The sequence below is a fragment of the Paracoccus aminovorans genome, assembly GCF_900005615.1.
In the GTDB taxonomy this organism is placed as follows: domain Bacteria; phylum Pseudomonadota; class Alphaproteobacteria; order Rhodobacterales; family Rhodobacteraceae; genus Paracoccus; species Paracoccus aminovorans.
In genome coordinates this window covers 509,498-532,885 of the sequence record NZ_LN832562.1, presented here as the reverse complement: position 1 = coordinate 532,885, position 23,388 = coordinate 509,498, and the positions used below count along the sequence as shown (strand labels likewise).

At 70.4% G+C, this 23,388-nt stretch carries 22 protein-coding genes; 12 read left to right on the top strand and 10 right to left on the bottom strand.

Going from position 1 to position 23,388, the window contains the following annotated elements; genetic code table 11:
* Window positions 1-16: 16 nt before the first annotated feature.
* The 5 genes from JCM7685_RS18490 to JCM7685_RS18470 all read left to right on the top strand — a co-directional run bounded on the left by JCM7685_RS18490 (window position 17) and on the right by JCM7685_RS18470 (window position 5,256).
* Window positions 17-1,018 (top strand): GlxA family transcriptional regulator, encoded by a 1,002-nt coding sequence (locus JCM7685_RS18490; protein WP_074967158.1) that lies wholly within the window; start codon window positions 17-19, stop codon window positions 1,016-1,018.
* A 387-nt stretch (window positions 1,019-1,405) separates the two neighbouring features.
* Window positions 1,406-1,603: a hypothetical protein gene (locus JCM7685_RS18485; protein WP_074967156.1), complete on the top strand. Its 198-nt coding sequence runs from the start codon at window positions 1,406-1,408 to the stop codon at window positions 1,601-1,603.
* Window positions 1,604-1,756: 153 nt separating this feature from the next.
* Window positions 1,757-2,335 (top strand): HdeD family acid-resistance protein, encoded by a 579-nt coding sequence (locus JCM7685_RS18480; protein WP_074967155.1) that lies wholly within the window; start codon window positions 1,757-1,759, stop codon window positions 2,333-2,335.
* Window positions 2,336-2,543: 208 nt separating this feature from the next.
* Window positions 2,544-2,804, top strand: a complete 261-nt coding sequence (locus JCM7685_RS18475; protein ID WP_074967153.1) for a hypothetical protein — start codon at window positions 2,544-2,546, stop codon at window positions 2,802-2,804.
* Between the two features lie 184 nt (window positions 2,805-2,988).
* The gene (locus tag JCM7685_RS18470; protein ID WP_074967151.1) at window positions 2,989-5,256 is read left to right on the top strand and encodes a heavy metal translocating P-type ATPase; all 2,268 of its coding nucleotides are present in this window, start codon (window positions 2,989-2,991) and stop codon (window positions 5,254-5,256) included.
* A gap of 6 nt (window positions 5,257-5,262) precedes the next feature.
* Here the strand turns inward: JCM7685_RS18470 and JCM7685_RS18465 are convergent, their stop codons facing one another.
* The gene (locus JCM7685_RS18465; protein ID WP_074967149.1) at window positions 5,263-6,153 is read right to left on the bottom strand and encodes a choline sulfate utilization transcriptional regulator; all 891 of its coding nucleotides are present in this window, start codon (window positions 6,151-6,153) and stop codon (window positions 5,263-5,265) included.
* Window positions 6,154-6,253: 100 nt separating this feature from the next.
* On the opposite strand from JCM7685_RS18465, the gene choX reads away from it, so the two are divergent.
* The 4 genes from choX to JCM7685_RS18445 all read left to right on the top strand — a co-directional run bounded on the left by choX (window position 6,254) and on the right by JCM7685_RS18445 (window position 11,105).
* Window positions 6,254-7,201, top strand: a complete 948-nt coding sequence (choX, locus tag JCM7685_RS18460; protein ID WP_074967148.1) for a choline ABC transporter substrate-binding protein — start codon at window positions 6,254-6,256, stop codon at window positions 7,199-7,201.
* Between the two features lie 19 nt (window positions 7,202-7,220).
* Window positions 7,221-8,735 carry a choline-sulfatase gene (betC, locus tag JCM7685_RS18455; RefSeq protein WP_074967146.1) on the top strand — a complete coding sequence of 505 codons (1,515 nt, stop codon included), beginning with the start codon at window positions 7,221-7,223 and terminating at the stop codon, window positions 8,733-8,735.
* 63 nt (window positions 8,736-8,798) lie between these two features.
* The gene (locus tag JCM7685_RS18450) at window positions 8,799-10,595 is read left to right on the top strand and encodes a chloride channel protein (RefSeq protein ID WP_083412666.1); all 1,797 of its coding nucleotides are present in this window, start codon (window positions 8,799-8,801) and stop codon (window positions 10,593-10,595) included.
* Window positions 10,596-10,667: 72 nt separating this feature from the next.
* On the top strand, window positions 10,668-11,105 hold the full coding sequence (locus tag JCM7685_RS18445; protein ID WP_074967144.1) for a MerR family transcriptional regulator: 438 nt from the start codon (window positions 10,668-10,670) through the stop codon (window positions 11,103-11,105).
* A gap of 113 nt (window positions 11,106-11,218) precedes the next feature.
* Here JCM7685_RS18445 and JCM7685_RS18440 read toward each other — a convergent pair whose 3' ends face one another.
* Genes JCM7685_RS18440 through JCM7685_RS18425 form a run of 4 tightly spaced genes read right to left on the bottom strand, consistent with a single transcriptional unit; the run spans window position 11,219 to window position 16,408 of the window.
* Window positions 11,219-12,472 carry an ATP-binding protein gene (locus JCM7685_RS18440; protein WP_074967142.1) on the bottom strand — a complete coding sequence of 418 codons (1,254 nt, stop codon included), beginning with the start codon at window positions 12,470-12,472 and terminating at the stop codon, window positions 11,219-11,221.
* Window positions 12,469-13,200, bottom strand: a complete 732-nt coding sequence (locus JCM7685_RS18435; protein ID WP_074967140.1) for a response regulator — start codon at window positions 13,198-13,200, stop codon at window positions 12,469-12,471. Before JCM7685_RS18435 ends, JCM7685_RS18440 begins: the two co-directional genes overlap by 4 nt.
* A 55-nt stretch (window positions 13,201-13,255) precedes the next feature.
* Window positions 13,256-15,199, bottom strand: coding sequence for a MacB family efflux pump subunit (locus JCM7685_RS18430; RefSeq protein ID WP_074967138.1), 1,944 nt, complete (start codon window positions 15,197-15,199; stop codon window positions 13,256-13,258).
* A 3-nt stretch (window positions 15,200-15,202) separates the two neighbouring features.
* Complete coding sequence (locus JCM7685_RS18425; protein ID WP_074967136.1) at window positions 15,203-16,408, bottom strand: efflux RND transporter periplasmic adaptor subunit; 1,206 nt, start codon at window positions 16,406-16,408, stop codon at window positions 15,203-15,205.
* 345 nt (window positions 16,409-16,753) lie between these two features.
* Here JCM7685_RS18425 and JCM7685_RS19730 point away from each other — a divergent pair, with 345 nt between their 5' ends.
* A complete protein-coding gene (locus JCM7685_RS19730; RefSeq protein WP_074967134.1) occupies window positions 16,754-16,963 on the top strand; it encodes a hypothetical protein in 210 nt (69 codons plus the stop codon).
* Between the two features lie 59 nt (window positions 16,964-17,022).
* On the opposite strand, the gene JCM7685_RS20455 is transcribed toward JCM7685_RS19730, so the two are convergent.
* A complete protein-coding gene (locus tag JCM7685_RS20455; RefSeq protein WP_231964741.1) occupies window positions 17,023-17,190 on the bottom strand; it encodes a TonB-dependent receptor in 168 nt (55 codons plus the stop codon).
* Between the two features lie 350 nt (window positions 17,191-17,540).
* Between JCM7685_RS20455 and JCM7685_RS20605 the strand changes: the two genes are divergently transcribed.
* The gene (locus tag JCM7685_RS20605; RefSeq protein WP_269458838.1) at window positions 17,541-17,666 is read left to right on the top strand and encodes a hypothetical protein; all 126 of its coding nucleotides are present in this window, start codon (window positions 17,541-17,543) and stop codon (window positions 17,664-17,666) included.
* 308 nt (window positions 17,667-17,974) lie between these two features.
* Complete coding sequence (locus JCM7685_RS20600; protein WP_269458837.1) at window positions 17,975-18,109, top strand: hypothetical protein; 135 nt, start codon at window positions 17,975-17,977, stop codon at window positions 18,107-18,109.
* Between the two features lie 277 nt (window positions 18,110-18,386).
* On the opposite strand, the gene lpdA is transcribed toward JCM7685_RS20600, so the two are convergent.
* The 4 genes from lpdA to JCM7685_RS18405 are packed head-to-tail and all read right to left on the bottom strand — an operon-like array spanning window position 18,387 to window position 23,356.
* Entirely contained in the window at window positions 18,387-19,775 is a 1,389-nt protein-coding gene (lpdA, locus tag JCM7685_RS18420; protein ID WP_074967132.1) for a dihydrolipoyl dehydrogenase, read from the bottom strand.
* Between the two features lie 3 nt (window positions 19,776-19,778).
* Window positions 19,779-21,083 carry a dihydrolipoamide acetyltransferase family protein gene (locus JCM7685_RS18415; RefSeq protein WP_074967130.1) on the bottom strand — a complete coding sequence of 435 codons (1,305 nt, stop codon included), beginning with the start codon at window positions 21,081-21,083 and terminating at the stop codon, window positions 19,779-19,781.
* A gap of 1 nt (window position 21,084) precedes the next feature.
* Window positions 21,085-22,101, bottom strand: coding sequence for an alpha-ketoacid dehydrogenase subunit beta (locus tag JCM7685_RS18410; protein WP_074967128.1), 1,017 nt, complete (start codon window positions 22,099-22,101; stop codon window positions 21,085-21,087).
* 1 nt (window position 22,102) lies between these two features.
* Window positions 22,103-23,356: a 3-methyl-2-oxobutanoate dehydrogenase (2-methylpropanoyl-transferring) subunit alpha gene (locus JCM7685_RS18405; RefSeq protein ID WP_074967126.1), complete on the bottom strand. Its 1,254-nt coding sequence runs from the start codon at window positions 23,354-23,356 to the stop codon at window positions 22,103-22,105.
* Between the last annotated feature and the right edge of the window lie 32 nt (window positions 23,357-23,388).

Genomic DNA, 23,388 nt, shown 5'->3' with positions numbered 1-23,388 from the left:
CAACCTCTATCCTGACATGTCGGACATCCAGCACGCCACGCCACCGGATCAGCCAGCCCCCGACGACCGTCCCCAACGTTACGTCTTTCTGCTGCTTGACCGCTTCACCATGGTTTCCTTTGCCGCGGCCATCGAGCCTTTGCGGCTGGCGAACCGTATCGCCGGGCGCGAGCTTTACGTCTGGCGCCTGATCGGCGAGGACGCACAGGCCGCGACCTGCTCGAACGGCGCCCGCGTCATGCTGGACGGCGGCCTGGCCGACACCGCCCGCGGCGACACCATCCTGGTCTGCGGCGGCGTGGACGTGGCCCGGGCCACCAGCCGGCCGGTCCTGGCCTGGCTGCGGCGCGAGGCCCGGCGCGGCACCCGCATCGGCGCGCTTTGCACCGGCGCCTGGGTCCTGGCCGAGGCCGGGCTGCTGAACGGCCGGCGCTGCACCATCCATTGGGAAAACCAGGACGGATTCGCCGAGGAATTCCCCGACGTGATCCTGATCCGCACCGTCTTCGTCGAGGACGGCAACCGGCTGACCGCCGCCGGCGGCACCGCGGCCATCGACCTGATGCTGCGCCAGATCGCCCGCGACCACGGCAACGAACTGGCCGGGCGCGTGGCCGACCAGATGATCCATACCGCCATCCGCTCCGAGGACGACCACCAGCGCATCTCGATGCCCAGCCGCATCGGCGCCCGGCATCCGCGGCTGGCGCAGGTGGTGGCCCGGATGGAGGCCAATATCGAGGATCCGATCAGCCCGGCGGTGCTGGCCATCGAGGCCGGGCTGTCGCCACGCCAGCTGGAACGGCTGTTCGCGCGCTACCTCGGCCGCTCGCCCAAGCGCTATTACATGGAGATCCGGCTGGAGCGCGCCCACAACCTGCTGGCCCAGACCGAGATGAGCGTGATCGAGATCGCGCTGGCCTGCGGGTTCTCCAGCACGGCGCATTTCTCGAAATGCTACCGTGCCACCTATGGCAACACCCCCTATCGGCGCAGGGGCGGCGCAGGCGGCGGCTAGCCGGACCGTCCCGCGCCGGCGCCGGGGATTCGCGTTTCGACCGTGCGCAGATCGCCGGCTGCGCCGTTTGATCGCCGGCTCCGCAACGCCGGAATCCGCCTTCTTCCCCATCCTGTACCCACGCCGCCAGCTGAACCGGCGTTCCGCGCCACATCCGCTGCCGAAAGCGGGGCGGGGTTTCTCATGCTAGTTCAAGGCCCAAACCGGCTTCAGCCGGAGCCAAGTGTTTTTGTCGGGTCAGAACCTCCGACACAAACAGTCAACTATTTGAAATTGTTGTATTTTATATTGACCCTGCCGCGGGCGCGTCCTATATCCGCCCTCAGAGACAGCCAGCCAGCGCAATGCCAGCCAGCGATCCAAAAACAGCAAGCAAGGGAAGCCACCATGGCCCATTCTTCGTGCAGCGCCTGCGCGTTCTTCGAAAACCATGCAGCCAATTCCGATAGCCAGCTCGCCGATGCCGGCCTGTGCCGCGCCAAGCCGCCGGTGACCCAGAAGGACGCCGACAGCCGCGGCTTCTGGCCGGTCGTCAAGTCGAACGACTGGTGCGGCGAATTCGCGACCCAGTTCGCCGCCGAATAAGCGGCCTCAAGGCAGCGAAAGACAAGGCAGCCCCCCGGGGCTGCCTTTTTCGCTTCGCCGCGCCGCATCGCGGCCTGCCGTGCCACGATCAAGGTTGCAGCCGGAACGCGAAGCCGCAATCATGCCCCTGTCCGCATGACGAGAGGAGAGGCCATGCCGCTATCCGTGACCGATGCCGCCGAGGTGTTCCGACAGGCCCTGCGCGACGCCGTCCGCCGCCATGCGCTCTGGTATCTGGTGCAGGGGATCGTGGTGCTGGCCGCCGGGGTGCTGGCGGTGCTCTATCCGGCGATCTCGTCCCTTGCCACGGTTAGCCTGCTGGGCTGGCTTTTGATCATCAGCGGGCTGGCGCAGGGCATCGGCCTTCTGGGCGCGCGGCAGGTGCCGCATTTCTGGCTGCAGCTGATCTCGGTGGCGCTGGGGGTCCTGATCGGCCTGCTGTTTCTGCGCGACCCGACGCAGAGCCTGCTGACGCTGACCCTGCTGCTGATCGTGTTCTTCATGATCGAGGGCATCTCGAAGGTGATCTTCGCGCTGACCATCCGGCCGCTGCCGAACTGGTTCTGGATGCTGGTCAGCGGGCTGCTGGGCATCGTGCTGTCGGTCCTGCTGTGGTCGATGCTGCCGGTCACGGCGATCTGGCTTGTCGGTCTGCTGATGGGGCTGCACCTGATCGGCATCGGCGCCGCGACGGCCTATCTGGCCTGGCAACTGCGGCGGGGCGCGGTCTGAATGCGGCCTGCGGCCGGCAGCGGCGTGTGACACAAGCGCATCTGTCGGAAGATTTTGTTTTGGGACTGGGTGTTTGCCTGCGGCCCGGCGCTATCTTTCGCCCATGGTGAGCCTGGGTCCGGCGCGCGCCGCGGCCAAGGGTCGGGTGCCGTTCCGCCGGGTTTCGCGTCGTTGCTGTCCATGCCTTTTGAGGGAAGGATTTTCTTGAATGTTCCGCATCAACACGGAGGGCCTTGTCGTCGATGCCGAGGACGATCAGCCGGTCGCCCATGTCGCCTGCGGATTCCTGGCCACCGAGGCGACGATGCAGGGGCAGCGATACCTGATCCTGCGGCTGAACTGCCAGGACGACGCGCCCTCAGGGGCGTTGCTGTCTTCGGCGCAGCTTCATCAGTTCGCACTGCCGCTGGATCAGGCCGGCGACTTGGTGCGCGCCATCCTCGAGATCGCCAACCGCAGCGAGACCTGAGCGCCGCGGAGCGGCTTCTTGGACACGGCGCCGGCGCCATGGCGCCTCACGCGTGCGTTCCGGAACCGTCGCGGCATACCCGGCGCGTCGCGGCGTTTTTTCATTCACGGCACCGACGAGCCCCTTGAACCTCTAGTTGCTAGAGCCCCTACCTTCCGATTCGATGGGAAGACAGGAGGCCAGGATGCAACAGGGCAAAAGGCGCGAATGGACGGTCAGCGGCATGGATTGCGCCGCCTGCACCGTCAAGGTGACTCGGGCGGTGGAACGCCTGCCCGGGGTCAGCGACGTCAAGGTGGCGCTGATGGCCGAGAAGCTGTCGCTGGACCTGACGCCCGGCACCACCGCGGCCGACGAGATCGAAGGCGTGGTGCGCAAGCTGGGATACGGCATCGCGCCACGGCCGGGGGACGCGGGGCTTCCGCAAGCGGCGGCGGCCCCGGCAGAGGCCGCCGCGTCGAATCCCTGCTGCGGCGGCGGCACCTGCACGGGCGGCTCGGATCATGCGGCCGGTCCCGAGGATGCCAAGGGCCACGACCATCACCGCCATTCCCACGACGATCCCGCCGACCGCGGCAAGAGCTGGTATCGGACGGCGAAGGGCCGGCTGGTGCTGCTGACCGGGGCGCTGCTGGTCGTGGCCTGGGCCTTCGAGTTCCTGGCCCCGACCGGCTTCGGCGCCTGGGCCTTCGTGGCCGCCTGCCTGATCGGCGTCGCGCCGGTGGCGCAACGCGCCTGGGCGGCGCTGCGCATGGGCCAGCCCTTCACCATCGAAAGCCTGATGACCATCGCCGCGCTGGGGGCACTGACCATCGGCGCCGCGGAAGAGGCGGCGCTGGTCGTCTTTCTTTTCGCCGTGGGCGAGGTGCTGGAGGGCGTCGCCGCCGGCAAGGCCCGCGACGGCATCCGCGGCCTGGCGGCGCTGGTGCCCAAGACTGCGCTGCTGGAAGAGGGGGGCACCCTGCGCGAGGTTCCCGCCGACAGCCTGCGCATCGGCCAGACCGTGCTGGTCCGCCCCGGCGACCGCATCCCCGCCGACGGCGAGATCGTCGAGGGCATCAGCGGCGTCGACGAAAGCCCGGTCACCGGCGAAAGCGTGCCGGTCACCCGCGGCCCCGGCGATCCGGTCTTTGCCGGCGCCATCAACACCGAGGCCGCGCTGCGGCTGCGGGTCGGCAAGGCGCCCTCGGACAACACCATCGCCCGCATCATCCGCCTGGTCGAAGAGGCCGAGGAGGCGCGCGCCCCGACCGAGCGCTTCATCGACCGCTTCAGCCGCTGGTACATGCCGGCGGTGGTCGGGGTGGCGGCGCTGGTGATCCTGGTCCCGCCGCTGCTGTTCGGCCAGGACTGGGGGACCTGGGTCTATCGCGGGCTGGCGCTGCTGCTGATCGGCTGCCCCTGCGCGCTGGTGATCTCGGTCCCGGCCTCGATCGCCTCGGCGCTGTCCTCGGGCGCGCGGCGGGGCCTGCTGATGAAAGGGGGCGCGGTGATCGAGGCCGCGGCGGCCGTGGAACGCATCGCCTTCGACAAGACCGGCACGCTGACCCATGGCCGGCCGCGGGTCACCGACGTCCTGCCGGCGCCGGGCGTGGCCGAGGCCGAGATGCTGGCGGTGGCCGCGGCGGTCGAGACCGGGTCCAGCCATCCGCTGGCGCAGGCGATCCTGCGCCGCGCCGCCGACGCGGGGATCCCGGCGCTGCCGGCCTCGCAGGCGCGGGTGATGCCCGGCCGGGGCGGCGAGGCGCGGGTGGACGGCGAGCTGGCCTGGGTCGCCTCGCCCCGCCACGCCCAGGGCGCGGGCGGGATGGCGCCGGACCATGCCGGCGCGGCCGCGGCGCTGGAATCGGAGGGCAAGACCGTGGTCGCGGTCTATCGCGACGCCCGGCCGCTGGGGCTGATCGCGCTGCGCGACGAGCCGCGCGAGGATGCGGCCGAGGCGATGCGCCAGCTGCGCGGCCTGGGCATCGCGCCGGTGATCCTGACCGGCGACAACCCGCGCACCGCCCAGGCCATCGCCTCGGGCCTGGGCATCGACTTCCGCGCCGAGATGATGCCCGAGGACAAGCTGGCCGCCATCCGCGATCTGGGCACCGGCGGCGGGGTGATGATGATCGGCGACGGCATCAACGACGCGCCGGCGCTGAAGCAGGCAGGTGTGGGCGTCGCCATGGGCTCGGGCACCGACGTGGCGCTGGAAACCGCGGATGCGGCGATCCTGCGCGACCGGCTGGCGGATGTGCCGGCGCTGATCCGGCTGGCGCGGGCGACCATGGCCAACATCCGCCAGAACGTCGGCATCGCGCTGGGGCTGAAGGCGGTGTTCCTGGTCACCTCGGTGCTGGGGATCACCGGGCTGTGGCTGGCGATCCTGGCCGATACCGGCGCCACCGTGCTGGTGACGCTGAACGCGCTGCGGCTCTTGCGCTTCGACCCCGGCCGGATCGGATGAGGCGCGTCAGCGCGGCGTGGCCGTGCTTTCCGCGACCAGCCAGTCGCGCAAAGGCCGCGTCGCCTGCTCGTCCGGGTCGCGGCGGATCATGAAATAGCCGTTGCCGGCCGCCACCCGCTCTTCGCCGAAGCGTCGCAGCAGGCCGCGCGCCAGAAGCTGGTCCACCAGCCCGCCCCAGCCAAGGGCCACGCCCTGGCCCGCCACGGCGGCGTCGATGACCAGCGAATAGGTGTTGAAGCGCAGGTTGCCCTGGTCCTTGGCCAGGTCCGCCTGGCGTCCGGTCGCGGCCAGATAGCGGCGCCAGTCGAACCAGGGCGCGGGCTCGGGACTGTCGAGATGGATCAGCCGGGTCGAATCGAAAGTCCCAGCGGTCCGCCCTTCGGCGAAATGCGGGGCGCAGACCGGCACCACGCGCTCTTCGATCAGCAGCGTCGCCTCGGGGCCGAAGCGGTCGCGGTTGCCGAAGAGCACGGCGATGTCGCCGGCCTGCAAGCGGCCCGGATCGGTTTGCTGCGAGGCGATGATCTGCAGCTCGGTTCCCGGATGGGCGTCGCGAAAGCGGTGGATGCGCGGGATCAGCCACAGGCCCGAAAAGGCGTAATCGGTATGAAGCCGCAGCGGGGCCGGCGCGGAGCGGCGACGCAGCCGCGCGGCAAGGCCGTCCACCTGCTCGACCCCCGGCGACAGGATCGCGAACAGCGCCTGCCCGGCCTCGGTCGGCTGCACTCCGCGATGCTCGCGCCGCAGCAGGGCGGTGCCGAATTCCGCCTCCGCCCGGCGGATCTGATAGCTGACGGCGGGCTGGGTCAGGTTCAGCCGCCGCGCCGCCTCGGACAGGCTGCCGGCGCGGACGACCTCGACGAAAACCCGGATCCAGCCCAGATCGATCCTTCGCATAGAAATCCTTTATGCCGAACATGAAGAGAATCCCGCTACACGGCGGGCGGGCCGTCCCTGTTTATATAACAAACAACAATGGCTGACAGGGAGATGGACCATGAAACGGAAGGCGATGCTGCGCGCGATCCTGGCGAGTTTGGCGCTGGGGACCTCGGCCCTGGCGGGACAGGCGGCCGAGGATGCCGCCTGCAAGACCCCGCGCCTGTCGGACCCCAGCTGGACCGACATCACCGCCACCAACGGCGTCGCCGCGGTGGTGCTGGAGGCCCTGGGCTATGCCCCCGACATCCGGCTGCTGTCGGTGCCGATCGGCTATGAATCGATGAAGAACCGCGAGATCGACGTGTTCCTGGGCAACTGGATGCCGGCGCAGAGCCCGTTCATCGAGGACCTGAACGCGGCCGGGGCCATCGAGGTGCTGAACCGGAACCTCACCGGCGCCAAGTTCACACTGGCCGTGCCCTCGGCCGTCGCCGAAGGCGGCATCCGCGACTTTGCCGACCTGGCCGGCCATGCCGATGAATTCGGCCGCAAGATCTATGGCATCGAGCCGGGCGCCCCGGCCAACCAGTCCATCGCCCGGATGATCGAGGACGGGCAGTTCGGGCTGGGCGATTGGGAGCTGGTGGAATCGGGCGAGCAGGCCATGCTGGCCCAGGTCGCGCGCGAGGAAAAGGCCGGCAAGCCCATCGTCTTCCTGGCCTGGGCGCCGCATCCGATGAACGAGCAGTTCGCCATCACCTACCTGTCGGGCGGCGACGCCTATTTCGGCCCGGACTATGGCGGTGCCGAGGTCTTTACGCTTGCGCGCAAGGGCTGGCCCGAGACCTGCCCCAACGCCGCCCGGCTGCTGCGGCAGATGACCTTTGACATCGGCATGGAAAACACGCTGATGGGCGACATCCTGGACGGCACCGACGCCCGGGATGCGGCGACGGCCTGGCTTCGCGCCAATCCGGCGGCGCTGACCCCTTGGCTGGACGGCGTGACCACGCTGGACGGCCAGCCTGCCGAACCCGCCGTCAAGGCGGCCCTCGGCCTTTGAAACCGAAGCGAAGAGCGAAATGACACGTCCGAATATCCTCATCCTGATGGTGGACCAATACAATGGGACATTGTTCCCGGACGGTCCGGCGGAATTCCTGCACGCCCCGCACCTGAAGGCCTTGGCCGCGCGCTCGGTGCGCTTTGCCAACACCTATACCGCCAGCCCGCTTTGCGCACCGGCCCGGGCCAGCTTCATGTCGGGCCAGCTGCCGCGCCGCACCCGGGTCTATGACAATGCGGCCGAATTCGTTTCGGACATCCCGACCTATGCCCATCACCTGCGCCGCGCCGGCTATTACACGGCGCTGTCGGGCAAGATGCATTTCGTCGGTCCCGACCAGCTGCACGGTTTCGAGGAGCGGCTGACCACCGACATCTATCCGGCCGATTTCGGCTGGACGCCCGACTACACCAAGCCGGGCGAGCGCATCGACTGGTGGTATCACAACCTCGGCTCGGTCACCGGCGCCGGCGTGGCCGAGATCACCAACCAGATGGAATATGACGACGAGGTCGCCTTCAACGCCACGCAAAAGCTCTACGACCTGTCGCGGCGGCTGGACGACCGGCCCTGGTGCCTGACCGTCAGCTTCACCCATCCGCACGATCCCTATGTCGCGCGCCGCCGGTTCTGGGACCTCTACGACGATTGCCCGGCGCTGCAGCCCGAGGTGCCGGCGATCCCCTTCGAGGACCAGGACAGTCATTCGCGGCGGCTGATGGAGGCCTGCGACTTTCGTGCCTTCGACATCACGCCCCAGGACGTGCGCCGGGCGCGGCAGGGCTATTTCGCCAATATCTCCTTTGTGGACGAAAAGATCGGCGAGATCCTGGACGTGCTCAAGCGAGGCCGGATGGAGGACGACACCATCATCCTGTTCGTCTCGGACCACGGCGACATGCTGGGCGAGCGCGGGCTGTGGTTCAAGATGAGCTTCTTCGAGGGCTCGGCCCGGGTGCCCTTGATGATCGCGGCGCCGGGCTGGCAGCCGGGACGCATCGACCAGCCTGCCTCGACCCTGGACGTGGTGCCGACGGTGGCGGCGCTGGCCGGGCTCGACATCAGCACCCTGGCGCGCTGGACCGATGGCGAGGATCTGACCGGGCTCGCCACGGGGCAGGGCACGCGCGGCCCGGTGCCGATGGAATACGCGGCCGAGGGCACGGTGACGCCGATGGTGGCGCTGCGCGAGGGCGATTGGAAGCTGTCGCTGTGCAATGCCGATGCGCCGATGCTTTACAACCTGGCCGACGATCCGCAGGAGCTGACGAACCTAGCCCGCGACCCCGCCCATGCCGAGACCCTGGCGCGGCTGTCGGCGCAGATGCTGGCGCGCTGGGACCTGGATGCCTATGACGCCGAGGTGCGCGAAAGCCAGGCCCGGCGCTGGGTGGTCTATGAGGCGCTGCGCAACGGCGCCTATTTCCCCTGGGACTACCAGCCGCTGCAAAAGGCCTCGGAGCGTTACATGCGCAACCACATGGACCTGAACGTGCTTGAAGAAAACAAGCGCTACCCCCGGGGCGAGTGATCCCCGGCCCTCGGGGCTTTTCCGCCGCATCGCCCTCGCCACCGTTTCCAATCGCCCGGTTCCATGCCCTACGCCCGCAAGATCGCCCCGCGCCGCCTGATGCTGTCCTGGCTGCACCGGATCAACGACCTCCGCCGCCGGCTGCGCGACCAGGAGGCGATGCTGGTCGTCCTGGCGGCCGGGCTGGGCGCCGTCGTCGGGCTGGCGGTCTCGGGGCTGCACATGCTGCTTCTGGCGGCGCAGGGGCTGCTGTTCCGCCTGCCCAGGGACGGCGCGCTGAGCGCGCTGGACCAGATCCCGGCCTGGCCCTATGTGCTGGTCCCGGCCGTCGGCGGGCTGGTGCTGGGCGTCTGGGCGCTGGCCGCGCAGCGCATCCGCCCGGCCGAGATCGTCGACCCGATCGAGGCCAATGCGCTTTACGGCGGCAAGATGTCGGTCTGGGATTCGCTGCGGCTGGCCTGGCTCACGCTGCTGTCGAACCTCTCGGGCGCCTCGGTCGGGATGGAGGCGGGCTATAGCCAGCTGGGCGCCAGCCTGTTTTCCGCCGTGGCCCAGCCCTTTCGGCTGCGGCGCGAGGACAAGCGTTGCCTGACCTCGGCCGGGGCGGCGGCGGCCATCGCCGCGGCCTTCAACGCGCCGCTGGCCGGTGCCTTTTACGGTTTCGAGCTGGTGCACGGCTCATACGCGCCGCGCAACATCGCCATCATCGGCGCGGCGGTGATCTCGGGCACGCTGGCGCGCCGCGCCATCGAGCCGCATGGCTCGCTGTTCCACCTGCCGCAGGTCGAGGCGCTGCCGGACAACCTGCTGCCGCTTTTCGTCGTCCTCGGCCTGCTGGCGGCGCTGACCGGCACCGCGACGATGCGCCTGGTCTCGGTCTTCGAGCGCATGTTCCAGAAGACGCGGCTGCCCGGCTGGGCGCGGCCGGCGGCCGGCGGGCTGATCCTGGGCGCGATGGCGCTGGCCAGCCCGCAGATCCTGGGCAGCGGCCACGATGCCATCCAGGGCCATATCACCGGCGACTGGACCTTGGCCGCGGTGGCGCTGCTGCTGGTCGGCAAGCTGGTCGCCTCGGCGCTGTCGCTGGGCGCGGGCTTCCGCGGCGGGCTGTTCAGCTCGTCGCTGTTCATCGGCTGCCTGCTGGGGGCGCTGGTGGTGCAGCTGCTGGTCCTGGTGCTGCCCGGAATGGCCGAGGTCCGTATCCCCGCCATGCTGGCCGGCATGGCCGCCGTCGGCGCCGCCATCACCGGGGCGCCGCTGACCATGGTCTTCCTGGTGCTGGAGATCACCGGCAATTTCGCCTTCACCCTGGGGGTGCTGACCAGCGCCTTCATCGCCTCGACCGTGGTGCGGCTGACCTTCGGCTATTCCTTCTCGACCTGGCGCTTCCACCTGCGCGGCATTCCGCTTCTGGGCGCGCATGACGTCGGTTGGGTGCGCGAGCTGACGGCGGGGCGGATGATGCGCAGCGACATCCTGCGGGTGCCGCTGCACCAGCCGGTGGCGCGGCTGCGGCAAGAGGTGCCGCTGGGCAGCCGCAAATACGCCTTCGCCGTGGACGAGCAGGGCCGCTATGCCGGGATCATCGACATGGCCACCGTGCACGACCCCGACATCTCGGACCTGGCCGAGCTGCTGCTGGCGGCGGATTGCGTCATCGGCGCCGAGGCCCAGGTGTTCCGCCAGGACAATATCCAGACGGTGCTGGACCAGTTCTCGCGCACGCAGTTGGAGATCCTGCCGGTGCTGGACGGGCCGGCGGCCATGCGCGTCGTGGGCTCGCTGACCGAGGCCTATTGCCTCAAGCGCTACGCCCAGGAGTTGGACAGCCGCCGCAGCGACGAGATCGGCGCGCCCTGACCGGTCCTCGGCTTGTCCCGGCCGGGGTGGGTGCCTAGATCTATAGTCGATAGAGATTCAGGAGGCGCCGCGATGCTGAGCATCGGAAAGCTGAGCCGGGCGACGGGGGTGAAGGTCCCGACGATCCGCTATTACGAACAGATCGGCCTTTTGCCGCAAACCGGCCGCAGCGCCGGCAACCAGCGGCTTTACGACCGGCCCGCGGTCGAGCGGCTGGCCTTCATCCGCCATGCCCGCGAACTGGGCTTCGCGCTGGAGGACATCCGCGAATTGCTGGCGCTCGCCGACGATCCCGACGGGTCCTGCGCCGCCGCGGACCTGATCGCCGGGCGCCAGCTGGCCGCCGTCAACGCCAGGCTGCGCCGGCTCGAAGCGCTGCGCGACGAACTGGAACGGATGCTGGCGCATTGCACGACCGGCCGCATCGCCGATTGCCGGGTGATCGAGGTGCTGAGCAATCATGCGCTTTGCAGCCAGGACCACGCCGCGGGGGCCGGGCAGGACGCCTAGCGGGTCGCCGGAACAATTCCCAAGCCCCGTTGCTTCGGGATGCCCATCGGACAATCTTCCCGGAAACGGTCGAAAATCTCGGTTTCGGTGCAGGCCGGCGCGAAAGCCCCGCTTCAGCCATCCGCCAGGGCGCAGGGCAGGGTGCAGATCTGTTCCAGCCCCTGCGGCCGGCGGTTGCGGACCGTTATGGTGCCGCCGTGGCGCTCGACGATCTCGCGCGAGATCGCCATGCCAAGGCCGGCGCCGGGAAAGGCTTTCCGCCGCGCCAGATCGACGCGGAAGAAGGGCTCGAAGATCCGTTCCAGCAGTTCCGGCGGCACGCCCGGCCCGTCGTCCTCGATGCGGATCACGGCGCGGTCGCCCTCGCGCGCCAGCGCCACCCGGGCGCCGCCGCCATGGGTCGCGGCATTGACCACCAGGTTGCGCAGCGCGCGTTTCAGCGCGATCGGGCCGGCATCGACCGCGACCGCGGGCAGGGCGGCGGTCTCGACCGGATGGCCGAGGCTGCGCAGCTCGGCCGCGATGTCTTCCAGCAGCCGATCCAGCCGCAGGGGCAGGGCGCCGGCCGGCCCGACCTCTTCGCGCACCAGGCGGATGGCGCTGTCGGCGATGGTATCCAGCTCTTCCAGGTCGGACAGCCATTTCGCGCGCTCGGGATCGTCCTCGATGAATTCGGCGCGCAGCCGCATCCGCGTCATCGGCGTGCGCAGGTCGTGACCCGCCGCCGCGACCAGCCGCATCCGGCTTTCCATCGCCTGCCGCAGCTGCCCCGAAAGCCGGTTCAGCGCCTTGGCCGCGGCCTGCACCTCGCCCGAGCCGGTCTCGGGGATCGGCTCCAGCGTGCCGTCGGGGCCGACGCGGTCCACGGCATCCTCGAGCAGCTGCAGAGGCCGGGTCAGGCGGCGCGCGGCGTGGATCGAGATCGCGGCGCTGCCCAGCACGATCAGCGCCAGCCACAGCGCCAGCACCTTCCAGCGCCCGGGCGGCGGCGCCAGGTCGGGGATCTGCAGGATCAGCCAGCCGCCCTCGACCGGGACCGAGGCGGTCAGCGGCCGGCGTGGGCCGCTGCGCGTCACCAGCGCATCCAGCGGCGCGCCGGTGCGGCGCAGCGCGCCGCGCAGGAAACGGGTCATGCCGGGGTCGGGGGTGCCCGCGGCCGGCGCCGCCTGCAAGGGTCCCGGCAGGTCGCTGTCGCGGCCCTGTCCCATCAAGGCGATGGTCATGTGGATCTGCCGCGCCACCGGCGCCATCGTCGCCTGCGGCGCCGGCGGCTGCATGACCCAGGTCGCGGCGAAGCTCGCCAGCAGCACCACCGAGACGATGGCGGCGATCAGCAGCGCCGCGATCCGGGTCTGAAGCGAGTTCACGGCGCGGCCACCCCCCGGCTCGCCACCGGCACCACCATCTGGTAGCCGCCGTTGCGCACGGTGCGAAAGATCGGGGCGTCGTATTTCTCGGCCAGCTTGCGGCGCAGCCGACTCATCAGCACGTCGATGGACCGGTCCAGCGGGTCGCGGTCGCGGCCCTGGGTCAGGTCCAGAAGCTGGTCGCGCGACAGCAGCCGTCCCGGCCGTTCCAGGAACACCCGCAACAGATCGAATTCGGCCCCGGTCAGGTCGATTTCGGTCCCGTCGGCGGCCAGCACCCGGCGCTGGCCGGGATCGACCTGGAAGCCGGCGAAGCCATAGGTCCGCGCCTCGGGCGGCGCAGCGGTCTCCTCGGGGCCCGAGCGGCGCAGCACCGCCTTGATGCGGGCAACCAGTTCGCGCGGGTTGAAGGGCTTGCCCAGATAATCGTCGGCGCCCAGTTCCAGCCCGATGATGCGGTCCACGTCCTCTTTCAGCGCCGTCAGCAGGATCACCCGCAGCTCGGGCCGGCGTTCGTGCAGGCCGCGGCAGATGTCGAGGCCCGAGCCGTCGGGCAGCATCACGTCCAGAACGATCAGGTCGGGGTTGCCGTCCGCCACCCGCGCCTCGCATTCGCGGCGGTCGGCGGCGGTCGAGACGCGGAAGCCCTGGCCTTCCAGATAGCGGCGCAGCAGGCTGCGGATCTCGGGGTCGTCGTCGACGATCAGGATGTGCCGGGGCGCGGACATGGGCCTGTTCCTTTCTTCCGAACCGCGGGCGCGGCGGATGTGAGGGTCCTTGCCATCAGTCCCGCGCCAGCGCCGCCACCGGGTCCAGCCGCGCGGCGCTGACGGCGGGCAGATAGCCGAAGACCAGGCCGATGCCGCAAGAGCTGACCAGCGCCGCCACCATGGACAGCACCGAATAGACCAGGGTGAAATCGCTGCTGAACCGCTCGAAGACCAGGCCGAAGCCAAGCGCGGCCAGGATGCCGGCGACGCCGCCGATGATGCAGACCAGCACCGCCTCGATCAGGAATTGCGCGCGGATGTCGGCGCGCCGCGCCCCCACCGCCATGCGCAGCCCGATCTCGCCGATGCGCTCGGTGACCGAGACCAGCATGATGTTCATCACCCCGATGCCCCCCACCAGAAGCGAGATCACCGCGATGGCCGAGATCAGCAGCGTCAGCGTCTGGGTGGTCGCGGTGATGGTCTGGCGGATCTCGTCGTTGTTGATGGTGAAGAAATCCTTGGTGCCGTGGCGGCGGGTCAGCAGCTCGGTCACGGACTGCTCGGCCAGCGCCATGTCGGTCGCGTCCTGCACCCGCAGCGTCAAGCCGCTGACGCTGGTGGTGCCCAGGTAGCGCGCCTGCACCGTGGTATAGGGGGCATAGACCGTCAGGTTGCGGCTGCCGCCCGGCCCCTGCTGGCGCACCTTGGCGACGCCGATCACCCGCAGCGGAACCTTGCCGGCCATGAAGACCTGTCCCAGCGCCGGGGCACCCTCGCCGAACAGGCTGCTGCGGGTGTTCTCGTCGATGACGACGCCCTGGCTCATCGCCGCCACGTCGCCGGCGTCGAAGGCGCGGCCCTCGGTCAGGGTGATGCCGGCCACGTCGAAATATTGCTCGCCCACGCCGCTGATCTGGGCCGAAAGCTCGGTCGCGCCGTGGCGCAGGGTCTGGGACGAACTGACCGTGGGGCTGACCGAGGCGACATAGGATTGCCGCGCCAGCGCATGGGCATCGGCCATGACCAGCGTCGTCACCCGGCCCGAGCGCATGTCGCCGAAGTCGCGGCCGGGATAGATCTGCAGCGTGTTGGTGCCCAGCCCCGAGATGTTCGACAGCACCCGCTGGCGCGAGCCCTCGCCCAGGGCCACCACCGAGACCACCGAGGCGATGCCGATGATGATGCCCAGCATGGTCAGGAAACTGCGCAGCTTGTGGGCGCGCATCGCCAGCACCGCCATGCGCAGCGCCTCGGCCAGCCGGCCCAGCACCGGCGCCGCGGCGCGGGCGGGTGCAGTCGTCGCCAGCGGCGGCGGTGCGGCGGCCGCATCGCCGCGGCGGTCGGCGACGATGCGGCCGTCGGCGATCTCGATCACCCGGCGGGCGCGCGCGGCGACCTTTGGGTCGTGGGTGACGATGACGACGGTGCGGCCCTCGGCGTTCAGCTCGTCGAGGATCGCCAGCACTTCCTCGCCGCTGCGGCTGTCGAGCGCACCTGTCGGCTCGTCGGCCAGGATGACGCGGGCGTCGTTGACCAGCGCCCGCGCGATCGAGACCCGCTGTTGCTGGCCGCCCGACAGCTGGCCGGGGCGGTGGTCCAGCCGCTCGCCCATGCCCAGCCGGTCCAGAATCCCGCGCGCCTTCCGGCGCCGCGCCTCGGCCGACAGGCCGCGATAGATCGCCGGCACCTCGACATTGCCCAGCGCCGTCATCTCGGACAGCAGGTGGTAGCGCTGGAAGATGAAGCCGAAGAATTCGCGCCGCAGCGCCGCCAGCTCGCCCGGATCCAGCCGCGCGACCTCGCGCCCGTCCAGCAGATAGCTGCCCGAGCTGGGCCGGTCCAGGCAGCCCAGGATGTTCATCAGCGTCGATTTCCCCGACCCCGAGGCGCCGATCACGGCGACATATTCGCCCTGCGCGATCTCCAGGTCGATGTCGCGCAGCACATGCAGCACCTCGTCGCCCGAGGGATAGTCGCGGCAGATGCCCTGCAGGCGGATCAGCGGCGCGGTCATGGCTCAGCCCCCCAGCGGCGGACCCATCATCCGCCTGCGCCCGGAATCGCCCGAGGCGGCGGCGCCGCCGGCCTGCTCGCCCAGGATCACCTGCTCGCCCTCGGCCAGGCCCTCGGCGACCTCGGCCACCACCTTGTCGTTCAGCCCGACGCGGATCTCGCGGGTCTCGGCGCTGCCGCCTGCGCCCAGCACCCGCACGGTATAGCCGCCGTCGCGGCCGGGCCGGCCCAGCGCGGTGGCGGGAATGGTCAGCACGTCGCGCGCCTCGCCCAGCAGGATGCTGACCTGCGCGGTCATATAGGTGCGCAGCGCGCCGTCCGGGTTCTCGACCGGGACGATGCCGATGTAATAGACGGCGCTGCTGTCGCTGTCGGCGGTGCTGTCGGGATTGACCGCGCTGTCGTTGACGATGCTCTGCGGCGCCGGGGCGATGGATTCCAGCACGCCCTCGTAGCTGCGGCCGCTGTCGTCGAGCAGGGTGAAGCGCACCTTCTGGCCGGGCCTGACCTTGCCGATGTCGGCCTCGGAGATCTCGGCATGGACGTTCATGCGGTCGAGCCCGCCCAGCACCGCGATGGTGGGCGAGGATTGCACCGCGTTCACCGTCTGCCCGGCCCGGTTGACGATGGCCAGCACCGTGCCGGCGCTGGGGGCGGTGATGCGGGTATAGCCGAGGTTCGCCTCGGCGGTCTCGATGGCGACCTCGGCCTCGGCGATCTGGGCTTCGAGCGCGGCCAACTGGGCGCGCGCTGCCGCCACCGCCTGTTCGGCACTGTCGAAATCGCTGCGCGAGGACGCGGCCGAACGCATCAGGTTCTGCTGCCGGTCCAGCGTCTTTTCCGCCAGCGCCAGCACCGATTGCTTCTCGGCCATCTGCGCCTTCAGATTGGCCAGTGCCGCCTTGGCGGTGCGCAGCTGGTTTTCCTGGGTGACCGAGTCGATCTCGGCGATCAGGTCGCCCTTTTCCACCCGGTCGCCCAGTTCGACGGCGAGCCGGGTGATCCGCCCCGAGGCCTGCGCCCCCACCGCGACCAGGTTCGAGGGTTTCAGCTTGCCCTCGGCCATGACCGCCACCTCGACGTCGCCGCGGGCGACCGGCGCGGTCAGATAGGTCTGCTGCTTGGCCTGGCCCTCGCGCATCCAGGCCGTGCCGGCCAGCGCCGCCAGCACGGCGGCCAGGATCAGGGCGGTAAGGACAGGCTTGCGCATCGCTGCTCCGTATCAGGGCCGAATCGGCGGCGGCGGGACCGGACGGAGGGCCGCGCCGGGACTTCATCTAGGCGCAGGTTGTATCGCGTGATGGTCCCGACTGTGAACAGGCGTTTCCGCGGCGGGGAATTTGTAAACGAACATTGCCGGCCCGTCTGCGGAAACACCTGCTTACAAATCTCTTCTGTGCGGCGATGCCTTGCAGAATGATCATTTCGGCGGGCCGGGACCGAATGTCCAGCCCGGCCGGTGCCGATGGGCGCGGCAGGGCCCGCGCGGGAGGAAGGCCAGGATGAACGCAGCGATGGCAGACGCCCCGCCGGGGCCGGACCGCCGCGCTCCTGCATGACGCTGGAGCGGCACAGGGAATGGCTTCTGCGTCTCGCTTGCGGGGTGGTCTGGTATCTCTTGTCGCTGGCTGTCTGCGCCGAGATCGGCGCATTGCTCGGCTGGGCCTGCGGCGCCCCGGGGCTGGGGGCGCGGGTGGCGGTGCTGCCCCACGGCGCTTTCTGGCTGTGGCTGTTGCGCGACGCCGCCCGGCCCGGCCGCGGCTGAAGGCCGGTCCGCACGACCCGGCCCAAACGACGCCGGGCGGATCGACCGATCCGCGCCCCTTACCAGCGCCGCGATGCGGTCAGCGCCACCCGCCGCGGCTGGCCCCAGAAACAGTCGGGATGGCAGGAGGCATATGCCTCGTCCAGCAGGTTGTCGATGTTCAGCATCCGCTTCCAGTCGTCCTGCTCGTAGCTGGCCATCGCATCGACCAGGGTATGGGCGGGCACGGTGAACTCTGCCCAGTTAGCCGGGACCTCGCCGACATGGCGCAGCCCGGCCGGAGCTTCAGCCCGTGCAGGCCCTGCCGGACGAAGCGATAGTCGACCCAGAGCCAGGCCATGAGGCAGAGAATGCCGCCGGTGCGCTTGCCATCCCGCCGCGGCGCCATCGGCCCGCCGTCCCGCGTGATCGCGTCGGTATAGGCATAGGCGGCGATCAGGCTGGCATCGTTGCCCAGCGCGGTGCGGGCCCGAACCCGAAGCCGCGCGAACGCATCTTGCCCCGCTAAATCGTCGTCCGCGCGGTCCGAGGTCAGCTTGTTTTCCCGCGTCGGCTGATAGACCGCCGCGAGATCAGCATGTCGCTGCCTGCTGGCTGGCAGCGCAGGCCGATCTCCTATTGCGTGCCTTGGCTGGGGACGAAACGCTCGCGCAGCCTGTTGCTTCCGGTCACCGGCTCGAAGGCCTGGCTGAACGAGGCATAGAGAGCGCCAGCCCGTTCGGCGCCAGTTAGACCAGGCCGGCGCGGCCGACGAGGGTGTCGCTTTTCTCGTCTCGGCCTGGGCCGGATGGCCGGAACCGGCGGCCAGCAGCATCAGCACAGCCGCGCGCCCCGGGCTGGACCGCGAAATGTTCTGCGGGCGGTCACAGGCCGCCAAGACCTGAGCACAACGGACGCGTGATTTTGATGAGCGCCGGTGGAAAATCTCGACCCGCCACCACCAGCAGGGCCAGGCCGGCGTCGACTACCCGCAGCGGCAGGCTGCGCACGAGACTGTCGAAGGCGCCGGGAATGTCGGTGGTGTCGCAGACCGCCGGCACCGGCGCCGCCGCGCGGATCGGCCATCACCCGGCCCGGACGATAGCGGCCCAGTTCGGCCGCCACCTCAGCCAGGGGCTTGTCGGCAAAGACCAGCCCGCGCCATGACGCGACGCCGCCCGCAGCCGAAACGGCAGGGGCGCCGGCGCCTTGCCGGGAAAATCACCTCTTCTGCCCGGGGACGAGGGCCAGCGGCGGCCGTCCGGGCAGCCGCTGGACGACCTGCGCCTCGGCTGCGGCTGGCGCCCCGGCCCGGTGCACCGCCCGTAGGGCAAAGGCCGCCCGGGCAGTTGGCAACACGCTGACCCGGCCGCCGAGCGCGCGGACGAGTAAAAGGGCGGCGCGCCCGGTGCGACCCAGAAGAAGAGATCAGCCTGCGGTTCGGCTAGATGTGCAGCGCCTGGCCCAGGGCGCGCAGGCAGGCTTCGTGCAAGGCCTCGCCCCGGGTCGGGTGGGCGTGGACGGTGCCGGCGATGTCCTCGACCCGCGCCCCCATCTCCAGCGCCAGGGCGAAGCCGCCGGCCAGTTCGGCCACGCCGGCGCCCACCGCCTGGATGCCCAGCAGCTCATGCGTGTCCTCGCGCGCGGTGACGCGGACGAAGCCCGCCTCGTCGCCCGCCGTCATCGCCCGGCCGCTGGCGGCAAAGGGGAACAGCCCGGTGACGATCCGGTGGTTCTGGGCCTGCGCCTCGTCCGGGGACAGGCCGACGCTGACGATCTCGGGGTCGGTGAAGCAGACAGCCGGGACGGCGCGTTTGTCCCAGGCGCGGCGCTGGCCCGCGACCAGTTCGGCCACCATCTCGCCCTGGGCCATGGCGCGATGGGCCAGCATCGGCTCGCCCGTCACGTCGCCGATCGCCAGCACGCCTGTCATCGAGGTGCGGCAGCGCTCGTCGATTTTCAGGAACGGGCCGGCCATCTCAAGCCGCAGCCCGTCGATGCCGGCGCCGGTGGCGCGGGGGCGGCGGCCGACGGTCACCAGCACCTTGTCGGCGGCGATGTCCTCGGCCCCGTCGGCGCCGGCGACGCGCAGGGCGCCGCTGTCCGAGAGGCCGCCGGCCCGGGCGCCGGTCAGCACGCGGACGCCAAGCGCCGCCAGCCGTTGCGCGACCGGGCGGGTCAGTTCGGCGTCGTATTGCGGCAGGATGCGCGGCGCAGCCTCGACCACCGTCACCTGCGAGCCCAGCTTGGCGAAGGCGATGCCCAGTTCCAGCCCGATATAGCCGCCGCCGACCACGGCGAGGCGGTGCGGCACCTCGGTCAGCGCCAGCGCCCCGGTCGAGGAGATCACCTTGCCGCCGAAGGGCAGCGCCGGGATCTCGATCGGTTCCGCTCCGGTGGCCAGCACCAGGACCTCGGTGCGGATCTGCACCGGACCCTCGGGGGTCTCGACCCGCAAAGTCTTGCCGTCGCGCAGCGTGGCCCGTCCCGTCACCAGCCGGACCTTGGCCTTGTGCAGCAGAGCGGCCACGCCGCCGGACAGCCGCGCGACGATGCCGTCCTTCCAAGCCATGGTCGCGGCCAGGTCCAGCGTCGCGCCCCTGGCGGCGATGCCCATCGAAGGATTCGATGAAAGCTGCACAATGCGATGATATTCCTCGGCTGCGTGGATCAGCGCCTTCGACGGGATGCAGCCGACATTCAGGCAGGTGCCGCCCGGCGGCTCGGCATCGACGACGACGGTGTCGACGCCCAGCTGGCCGGCGCGGATGGCGCAGACATAGCCGCCGGGGCCGGCGCCGAGGATCAGCAGCCTGCATTGGATCTCGCGCATCGCTCAGCCCTCCACGAAGATCAGCGCCGGGGTCTCCAGCAGTTCCTTCAGCCGCGCCACGAAGACGGCGGCGTCCCAGCCGTCGATCACCCGGTGGTCGAAGCTGCAGGACAGGTTCATAATCTTGCGCGGCTCGAAGGCGGCGCCGTTCCAGAACGGCCGCACCGCCAGCCGGTTGACGCCGACGATGGCGACCTCGGGCAGGTTCAGGATCGGCGTCGAGGCGATGGCGCCAAGGGGCCCCAGCGAGGTGATGGTGATGGTCGAGCCGGAAAGCGCGTCGCGCTTGGCGCTGCCGTCGCGGGCGGCGGCGGCCAGCCGCGCGATCTCGGCCGCGGTGGCGCGCAGGTCCAGCGCCTCGGCGTGGCGGACCACCGGCACCATCAGCCCCTGCGGGGTCTGCGTGGCGATGCCCAGGTGCACGGCGCCGAAGCGGCGGATCAGCCCGGCCTCGGCGTCGTAATGCGCGTTCAGCGCCGGCTGTTCGCGCAGGGCCCGCACCAGGGCGCGGGCGATGAAGGGCAGCGGGTTCAGCCGCCCCGCCTTGCCCTGCGCGTTCATCCGCGCCCGCAATTCCTCCAGCGCGGTGGCATCCACCTCTTCGACGATGGTGATCTGCGGGACCTGGCTCGCGGCCTGCATGCGCGCGGCGATCTTGCGGCGCAACCCGATGACGCGGATCTCCTCGACCGAGGCGTCCGGCTGCGGGCCGCAGGGCGCGGGCAGCCCGCCCGAGGCGATGAAGGCGTCGAGGTCCTGATGGCCGATGCGTCCGGCGGGACCCGAGCCGCGCACCAGCCGCAGGTCCACGCCGGCCTCGCGCGCCCGCGCCCGCACCGAAGGCGAGGCGATGGGCTTTTCGCCCTCGGGGCGCAGGGGGGCGGCGTGCGGCTGCGCGGCCGGGGCGTGGGGCTGCGGACCGGGTTCGGGCTCCGGCTTTTCGGCGTCGAGCGGGGCTGTCTCGGCCTGCCGCGACGAAACCGGGGGTTCGGGCGCAGCGCCGGCCCCGGCTTGCCGCGGCGGCTCCGGGGCGGCGGTCTCGGCCTCGGCGGCGACATTGCCGGGCCCGTCCACCTCCAGCCGAACCAGCTCGGCACCGACGGCGATCACGTCTCCGGGCACGCCGGCCTGCCAGACCACGGTGCCGGTGACGGGCGAGGGGATCTCGACCGTGGCCTTGTCGGTCATCACCGCGACCATCGGGTCGTCCTCGCGCAGGACGTCGCCGGGCTTGACCAGCCATTCGGCGATCTCGGCCTCGGCGATGCCTTCGCCGATGTCGGGCATGCGGATTGCGTGGATACCCATGTCAGGCCACCTCGACCAGTTGACGCAGCGCCTCGGCCACCCGTGCGGGACCGGGGAAATAGCTCCATTCATGCGTATGCGGATAGGGCGTGTCCCAGCCCGCCACCCGTCGGATCGGCGCTTCCAGATGCCAGAAGCATTCCGCCTGCACCAGCGCCGCCAGCTCGGCGCCAAAGCCCGAGGTCAGCGTCGCCTCGTGCAGCACCAGACAGCGGCCGGTCTTGTTGACCGAGGCCGTGATGGTCTCCATGTCCAGCGGCAGCAGGGTGCGCAGGTCGATCACCTCGGCGTCGACGCCCGACTCGGCCGCCGCCGCCAGCGCGACATGGACCATGGTGCCATAGGTCAGGATCGTCGCGGCCTGGCCCGGACGGCGCACCACGGCCTTGCCCAGCGGCACGGTGTAATGCCCCTCGGGCACTTCGCCCAGCTCATGCGTCTTCCAGGCCGTCACCGGCCGGTCGGGGTGGCCGTCGAAGGGGCCGTTGTAGAGCCGCTTCGGTTCCAGGAAGATCACCGGGTCGGGGTCCGCGATGGCCGACATGAGCAGCCCCTTGGCGTCCCGCGGGTTCGAGGGCACCACGACCTTCAGCCCGGTGACATGGGTGAACAGCGCCTCGGGCGACTGGCTGTGGGTCTGGCCGCCGAAGATGCCGCCGCCGGTCGGCATCCTGACCACCATCGGGCAGGTGAATTGCCCGGCCGAGCGATAGCGCAGCCGCGCCGCCTCGGACACGATCTGGTCATAGGCCGGATAGACGTAGTCGGCGAACTGGATCTCGACCACGGGCTTCAGCCCATAGGCGGCCATGCCGATGCCGGCGCCGACGATGCCGGATTCGTTGATCGGCGTGTCGAAGCAGCGGGTCTTGCCGTATTTCGCCTGCAGCCCGGCGGTGCAGCGGAAGACGCCGCCGAAATAGCCCACGTCCTCGCCGAAGACGACCACGGTCGGGTCGGCGCCCATCGCCACGTCCAGCGCGTCGCGGATGGCCTCGATCATCGTCATGCGCGCCATGTCAGAACCCCGCCTCGTGACGTTGCTTCAGCAGATGCGGCGGCATTTCGGCATAGACGTCCTCGAACATGTCCACCGGGCTGGGGTGCTGGCCGTGGTGCAGGGTGCCGATGGCCTCGGCGCGTTTCTGCAATTCGGTGATCTCGGCCAGGATCTGGGCCTCGGCCTGGGTGTGGCGGTAGTCGCTCCAGGCGCCCAGCCGGATCAGGTGGTTCTTCAGCCGCAGGATCGGGTCGCCCAGCGGCCAGGCCGCGCTTTCCTCGGCCGGGCGATAGGCCGAGGGGTCGTCCGAGGTCGAATGCCCGCCGGCGCGATAGGTGACATATTCGATCATCGTCGGGCCAAGGTTGCGCCGGGCGCGCTCGGCCGCCCATTGCGCCACCGCCATCACCGCCAGGTAGTCGTTGCCGTCCACCCGCAGCGAGGGGATGCCGAAGCCCAGGCCGCGCGCCGCGAAGGTGCCCGAGCCGCCGCGCGCGATGCCCTGGAAGGTCGAGATCGCCCACTGGTTGTTGACCACGTTCAGCACCACCGGCGCCTTGTAGGTCGAGGCGAAGACCAGCGCGGCGTGGAAGTCGCTTTCCGCCGTCGAGCCGTCGCCGATCCAGGCCGCCGCGATCCTGCGGTCGCCCGAGATGGCCGAGGCCATGGCCCAGCCCACCGCCTGGATGTATTGCGTGGCCAGATTGCCCGAGATGGTGAAAAAGCCGTGCTCGCGCGAGGAATAGCAGATCGGCAGCTGCCGGCCGCGCATCGGGTCCTCGGCGTTGGACAGCACCTGGTTCATCATCGAGGCCAGCGGATAGCCCGCCGCGATCAACAGCCCGGCCTGGCGATAGGTCGGAAAGTTCATGTCGCCCGGCGCGAGCGCGCGCTGGAAGCCGCAGGAGATCGCCTCTTCGCCCAGGTGCTGCATGTAGAAGCTGGTCTTCTGCTGGCGCTGCGCGTTCAGCATCCGCGCGTCATAGATGCGCAGGGTCATCATGTGGCGCAGGCCGGCGAGCAGGTCCTCGGGCGTCAGGTCCAGCGCCTCGGCCCAGGGGCCCACGGCCTCGCCCTCGCGGTTCAGCACACGGATGATGGTGAAGGCGAGGTCGCGGATTTCCTCGGGGCCGGTATCGACCGCGGGCCGGCGGACGGTGCCGGCGCGCGGGATCGCCACATGCGAAAAATCGGGCTGGCCGCCGGGGCGCACCTCGGGCTCGGGCACGGTCAGGCTGAGCGGCGGCAGGGCGTCTTCTGGTTGCCGATCCATCGCCTAGCTCCCGCCGTCCGCTGCGGGCGCGC